This window comes from Mesorhizobium sp. P3_A9 (assembly GCF_056402975.1).
In genome coordinates this window covers 1-4,757 of sequence record NZ_JBFUGJ010000412.1, presented here as the reverse complement: position 1 = coordinate 4,757, position 4,757 = coordinate 1, and the positions used below count along the sequence as shown (strand labels likewise).

Below are 4,757 nucleotides of genomic sequence, written 5' to 3'. Positions count from 1 at the left end.
CCTTTTTTCATTCCCCTTTTGGGCAATCCGAGTCAGATTCTTCGCTGGGAACGTCTATCTGCGCTATGATGTCGGTCCGCGCGGGACGCGTATGAAGCGCGGATTGAGGCCGGCACCGCTGTGACAGATTTCACTCCTTTCCAGTCGCTGCTTGGCGGCGCTCTCATCGGCCTGTCGGCGGTGCTCCTGATGGCGTTGCATGGACGGATTGCCGGGATGACCGGTATCCTAACAGGGGTCATTCCGCCGCTTGCCCCGGATTGGGGCTGGCGAGCCGCGTTTCTCACTGGCGCAGTCGTGGCGCCGCTTCTCTATCAGACTGTTGGCGGACATATTGCCTTCAGCGTGCCGCTGCCAACGCTGTCCCTTGTTGTCGGTGGCTTCGTGGTCGGGATCGGCGTGCATTTCGGCGGTGGCTGTCCGAGCGGGCATGGCATTTGCGGCATTGCGCGCCTGTCGCCACGCTCGATGGCAGCCGTCGCGACCTTCATGATCACCGCGTTCATCACCGTCTTCATCATCCGCCACATGGTCGGGGGCTGACCATGAACAAGCTCGTTTCGGCATTCCTGATCGGCGGGATTTTCGGCCTCGGCATCGCTGTTTCCGGTATGATCAATCCGGCCAAGGTGCTGAACTTCTTCGACATTGCCGGCACCTGGGACCCCAGCCTGATCTTCGTCATGGGCGGCGGCTTGGCTGTCGCCTTTATCGGTTACCGACTGGTGTTCGGCTGGCACAAGGCCCCGGTGTTCGAAACCGAGTTTGCGCTGCCGACGAAGCGCGCTATCGACCTGGAGTTGGTTGGCGGCGCCGCCGTGTTCGGTATCGGATGGGGCATTGCCGGCTTCTGTCCGGGCGGCGCCATTCCGGCGCTGGGCCTCGGCTATTCACAGACGCCGATCTTCGTCGCTTCGGTGATCGCAGGCATCGTCGTGGCGCGTTTTGCCCGGGCGCGCATCGCTCAGCCGGCCACGGCATAGGAATTGGTTGCCGGCCACGTCAGGGAGTGGCAAAACTCCTGCCAAATCAGATTGCGAGGATGCTGCCATGGAATACCGCGAAATCAGCGAGGACTATTCGGTCTCTGGCCAGATCCAGGCCGAAGACGTCGCCGCCATCAAGGAAGCCGGCTTCAAGAGCGTCATCTGCAACCGGCCGGATGACGAACAGCCCGGCCAGCCTTCGGCCAAAAGCATCGGCTCGGCGGTCGAGGCCGCCGGCCTTGCCTTCCGCTACATCCCGGTGATCAGCGGCCAGATCACCGCCGATAATGTCGATGACCAGGCGAAGGCGCTCGACGAACTCGACGGCCCGGTCTTCGCCTATTGCCGCTCCGGTGCGCGCTGCACCAATCTGTACGGGCTGATCCAGCAGTCAAAGGGCTGAATGAGCTTCACTGCCACGTCGCCGTCTATTCGTGTGCCCTCTTGAACTATCGGCGCTTGTCGCCCACCAAGCTGAGTACGCCAAAGAACACGGCTGCGAGAGCAATGAACAGCGCGAGAAAACCAAGTTCGACCGAACTGACCACCATCACGACGAAGCCTGTGAGACAGACGGGAGCTCCCACGAGGCACCACCAGCGCGACTTGTGATCGGTGAACATGCTCCATTCAGAGGCCCTAAACTTGAAAACCGGAGCTCGCCAGAACCGATTCATCTGAGGCCCATCCCTGAGAAACGAGTCCAAGCTCTTGGGATGACGCGCAAGGTGGATAAGTCCGCCGATTGTGTATGGCACCAGTCCGACAAGAAACAGGATAATGCCGGCAAGTTGGTATCTGGACATGCTTCACCACGGCCTGAGCGTTTCTATAGCGCCAAAGATGTACTGGCATCGAAGCGCCTAAACCATCGCCCACTCAAATCGGCAGCGCGCCCGTCTCCTTCAACGTCTCCAGCACGATCGCCGTCTTCACATGCTGGACCGATTCATGCGGTAGAAGTACGCCGTTGACGAACTCCGACAGCGATTTGAGATCAGGCGTCACCACCTTCAAGATGTAATCCATCTCGCCGGTCAGCGCGTGCGCCTCCTGCACCTCCGGCAGCCGCGCCACCAGTTCGCCGAAGCGTCTGGCATTATCGCGGTTGTGGGTGGCAAGCGTTACCGAGATGACATTGACCAGCGAGAAGCCGAGCTTGTCGCGATCGAGCACCGCCCGATAACCCTTGATGAAACCGTCCTCCTCGAGCCTCTGGCGGCGGCGCGAGCATTGTGACGCCGACAGGTTCACCCGCTCCGAGAGATCGTTGTTGGTGAGCCGCGCATCTCCCTGCAGCAGCGCCATTATCTTGCGGTCAAACTGATCAATGCGCGTCTCATCCATGGTTTTGTCTCTCATCATGCATGCTTCACGCATGACATCATCATTTCAAGCGTTTGAATGCAAGCACCATGCGACGGCTCCGCGCTATGATGGCGTGACATGGCCTTTTCAGGCCAAGCCAGCTTTTGGAGGAATATCATGGGTCCCTTCCCGCACGACGCCCCGCCCGCCACGATCAGCRAGGACAACCCCGCCGGCACCGACGGCTTCGAGTTTGTCGAGTTCGCGCATCCGGAGCCGCAGAAGCTGGCCGAGCTGTTCACCCGCATGGGCTATGTGGCGGTGGCCAGGCATCGGACCAAAGACATCACCGTCTGGCGCCAGGGCGACATCAACTATGTCGTCAATGCTGAGCCGGACTCGCATGCGATGAAGTTCGCCGACAAGCATGGCCCCTGCGCGGCCTCGATGGCCTGGCGGGTGGTCGATGCCAAGCATGCCTTCGACCACGCCGTCTCGAAAGGCGCGACGCCTTACGAAGGCGAAGACAAGGCGCTCGACGTGCCGGCTATCGTCGGCATCGGCGGCTCGCTGCTCTATTTCGTCGATACCTATGGCACGAAGGGTTCGGCTTATGACGCCGAGGTCGAGTGGCTGGGCGCGCGCGATCCGCGGCCGCTCGGTGTCGGCTTCTATTTCCTCGACCACCTSACCCACAATGTCTATCGCGGCCAGATGGACAAATGGTGGGATTTCTACCGCAATCTGTTTGGCTTCAAGCAGATCCACTTCTTCGACATTGACGGCAAGATCACCGGCCTGGTCAGCCGCGCCATCACCTCGCCCTGCGGCAAGATCCGCATTCCGCTCAACGAATCGAAAGACGAGACCAGCCAGATCGCCGAGTATCTGAAGAAGTACAATGGCGAAGGCATTCAGCACATCGCGGTCGGCACCGACGAGATCTACGCCGCCACCGACAAGCTTGCCGAGAATGGGCTGAAATTCATGCCCGGCCCGCCCGAGACCTATTACGACATGTCGTACAACAGGGTGAACGGCCATGACGAGCCGATCGAGCGGATGAAAAAGCACGGCATCCTGATCGACGGCGAAGGCGTGGTCGACGGCGGCATGACCAAGATCCTGCTGCAGATATTCTCGAAAACCGTGATCGGACCGATCTTCTTCGAGTTCATCCAGCGCAAGGGCGACGAAGGCTTTGGCGAAGGCAATTTCCGCGCGCTGTTCGAATCGATCGAGCAGGACCAGATCAAGCGCGGCGTGATCAAGGTGCAGGCAGCGGAGTAGTTCACTTGCGACTCGGCCAATTATGACCTAAATTCTGGTCATAAGAGGTTTGACGATGAACGTTCCGATGGCGAAAGCGAAGGCCCAACTCTCCGAGTTGGTGAAGCGTGCCCAGGCCGGCGAAGAAATCTATCTGACCCGGCATGGGGAAATTGTTGCGACCTTGAGTGCCCCCGCCCGGCCCGGCGGCAGCAAGCGCCTTTTGGGGGCCCTGAAAGGCCAAATTTGGATATCGGATGATTTTGATGAACTCGGCCCCGAATGGGACGAGTATATTAAATGAGCCGCAAATATCTGGTCGATACCCATATTTTGCTTTGGGTTCTCAACGCCGATTCACGTCTTTCGGATCATCATCGAGACATCTTTCTCGCAGGCAAGGATGTGATCGTCAGCGCCATCTCGGTAGCTGAGATCGCCATCAAGAAATCGCTCGGCAAAGTCACGCTCACAGGTGACATCTTGGACATCCTGCGATCGAACGGCATTCCGATCCTCGCCGTAAACGAACTCCATGCGGCGAGGCTTGAGCATCTGCCGCTTCACCACCGCGATCCGTTCGACCGCCTGCTTATCGCACAGGCACAAATTGAGGGCCTGATCTTGGTCACCGCGGATCGGCAATTCTCAACCTATGACGTCGCGTTGGTCTGACCATCCAGTTCCAGCCGTTCGACTTCAGCTTTTCTGAGTTTCAAATCATAATCGAGCAGGAACTCATCCAGCTGCGGCGGCGCGACCGAGGTGCCGGACAGCATGGCGTGCACCTGGCCGCGATGGTGGATGTCGTGCAGGAAGACATGGGCGAGGATGTCGCCGATGCGTTCGGGGATCATGCCATCCTCGCGCCGGTCGGTGATAACGCGGCGATCGAGATCGGCCTCCGACAGGCCATTGCAGAAGGCAATGAGCCTGCGGTCAAACTTGACCTGGGCCGCTGCTAAATCGACCGCCTCGTCGAATGGCACGTAGTCGTCATAAACGGCTGCGCCGACGCCGCCCTCTTCGAGAAAATCGAGATAGAGATGATCGACCGCCAGAATGTGGTTGAGCGTTGCCTTGATCGACGGGAAAAAGCTGGTGCGCCCAGCCTCGAACTCACCAGGCTTGAGCGCCAGCACGGCACGATAAAGCCGGTCGTTCGACCAGAGATTGTTGCCGGCCATGCGGCGC

General features: G+C 59.4%; 9 protein-coding genes. 6 read left to right on the top strand and 3 right to left on the bottom strand.

Features of this window, described 5'->3' with window-relative positions:
- Positions 1 to 120: 120 nt before the first annotated feature.
- The 3 genes from AC1DX0_RS31325 to AC1DX0_RS31315 all read left to right on the top strand — a co-directional run bounded on the left by AC1DX0_RS31325 (position 121) and on the right by AC1DX0_RS31315 (position 1,389).
- Entirely contained in the window at positions 121 to 543 is a 423-nt protein-coding gene (locus AC1DX0_RS31325) for a YeeE/YedE family protein (protein ID WP_477219132.1), read from the top strand.
- Positions 544 to 545: 2 nt separating this feature from the next.
- Positions 546 to 983, top strand: coding sequence for a DUF6691 family protein (locus tag AC1DX0_RS31320; RefSeq protein ID WP_477219133.1), 438 nt, complete (start codon positions 546 to 548; stop codon positions 981 to 983).
- A 67-nt stretch (positions 984 to 1,050) separates the two neighbouring features.
- Positions 1,051 to 1,389 carry a protein tyrosine phosphatase family protein gene (locus AC1DX0_RS31315; protein ID WP_477219134.1) on the top strand — a complete coding sequence of 113 codons (339 nt, stop codon included), beginning with the start codon at positions 1,051 to 1,053 and terminating at the stop codon, positions 1,387 to 1,389.
- A gap of 46 nt (positions 1,390 to 1,435) precedes the next feature.
- Here the strand turns inward: AC1DX0_RS31315 and AC1DX0_RS31310 are convergent, their stop codons facing one another.
- Complete coding sequence (locus AC1DX0_RS31310) at positions 1,436 to 1,609, bottom strand: hypothetical protein (RefSeq protein ID WP_477219135.1); 174 nt, start codon at positions 1,607 to 1,609, stop codon at positions 1,436 to 1,438.
- A 256-nt stretch (positions 1,610 to 1,865) separates the two neighbouring features.
- On the bottom strand, positions 1,866 to 2,333 hold the full coding sequence (locus AC1DX0_RS31305) for an Lrp/AsnC family transcriptional regulator (RefSeq protein ID WP_023762149.1): 468 nt from the start codon (positions 2,331 to 2,333) through the stop codon (positions 1,866 to 1,868).
- A 138-nt stretch (positions 2,334 to 2,471) separates the two neighbouring features.
- On the opposite strand from AC1DX0_RS31305, the gene hppD reads away from it, so the two are divergent.
- From hppD to AC1DX0_RS31290, 3 genes are read left to right on the top strand one after another with little or no spacing between them, the layout of a single operon-like run.
- Entirely contained in the window at positions 2,472 to 3,584 is a 1,113-nt protein-coding gene (hppD, locus tag AC1DX0_RS31300; protein WP_477358299.1) for a 4-hydroxyphenylpyruvate dioxygenase, read from the top strand.
- 55 nt (positions 3,585 to 3,639) lie between these two features.
- On the top strand, positions 3,640 to 3,867 hold the full coding sequence (locus tag AC1DX0_RS31295; RefSeq protein WP_477219137.1) for a type II toxin-antitoxin system Phd/YefM family antitoxin: 228 nt from the start codon (positions 3,640 to 3,642) through the stop codon (positions 3,865 to 3,867).
- A complete protein-coding gene (locus tag AC1DX0_RS31290) occupies positions 3,864 to 4,238 on the top strand; it encodes a type II toxin-antitoxin system VapC family toxin (RefSeq protein WP_477219138.1) in 375 nt (124 codons plus the stop codon). The genes AC1DX0_RS31295 and AC1DX0_RS31290 overlap by 4 nt, the downstream gene beginning before the upstream one ends.
- Here AC1DX0_RS31290 and AC1DX0_RS31285 read toward each other — a convergent pair.
- The coding region (locus AC1DX0_RS31285) for a DinB family protein (protein ID WP_477358297.1) at positions 4,217 to 4,757 on the bottom strand (541 nt) is incomplete at its 5' end. The genes AC1DX0_RS31290 and AC1DX0_RS31285 overlap by 22 nt on opposite strands.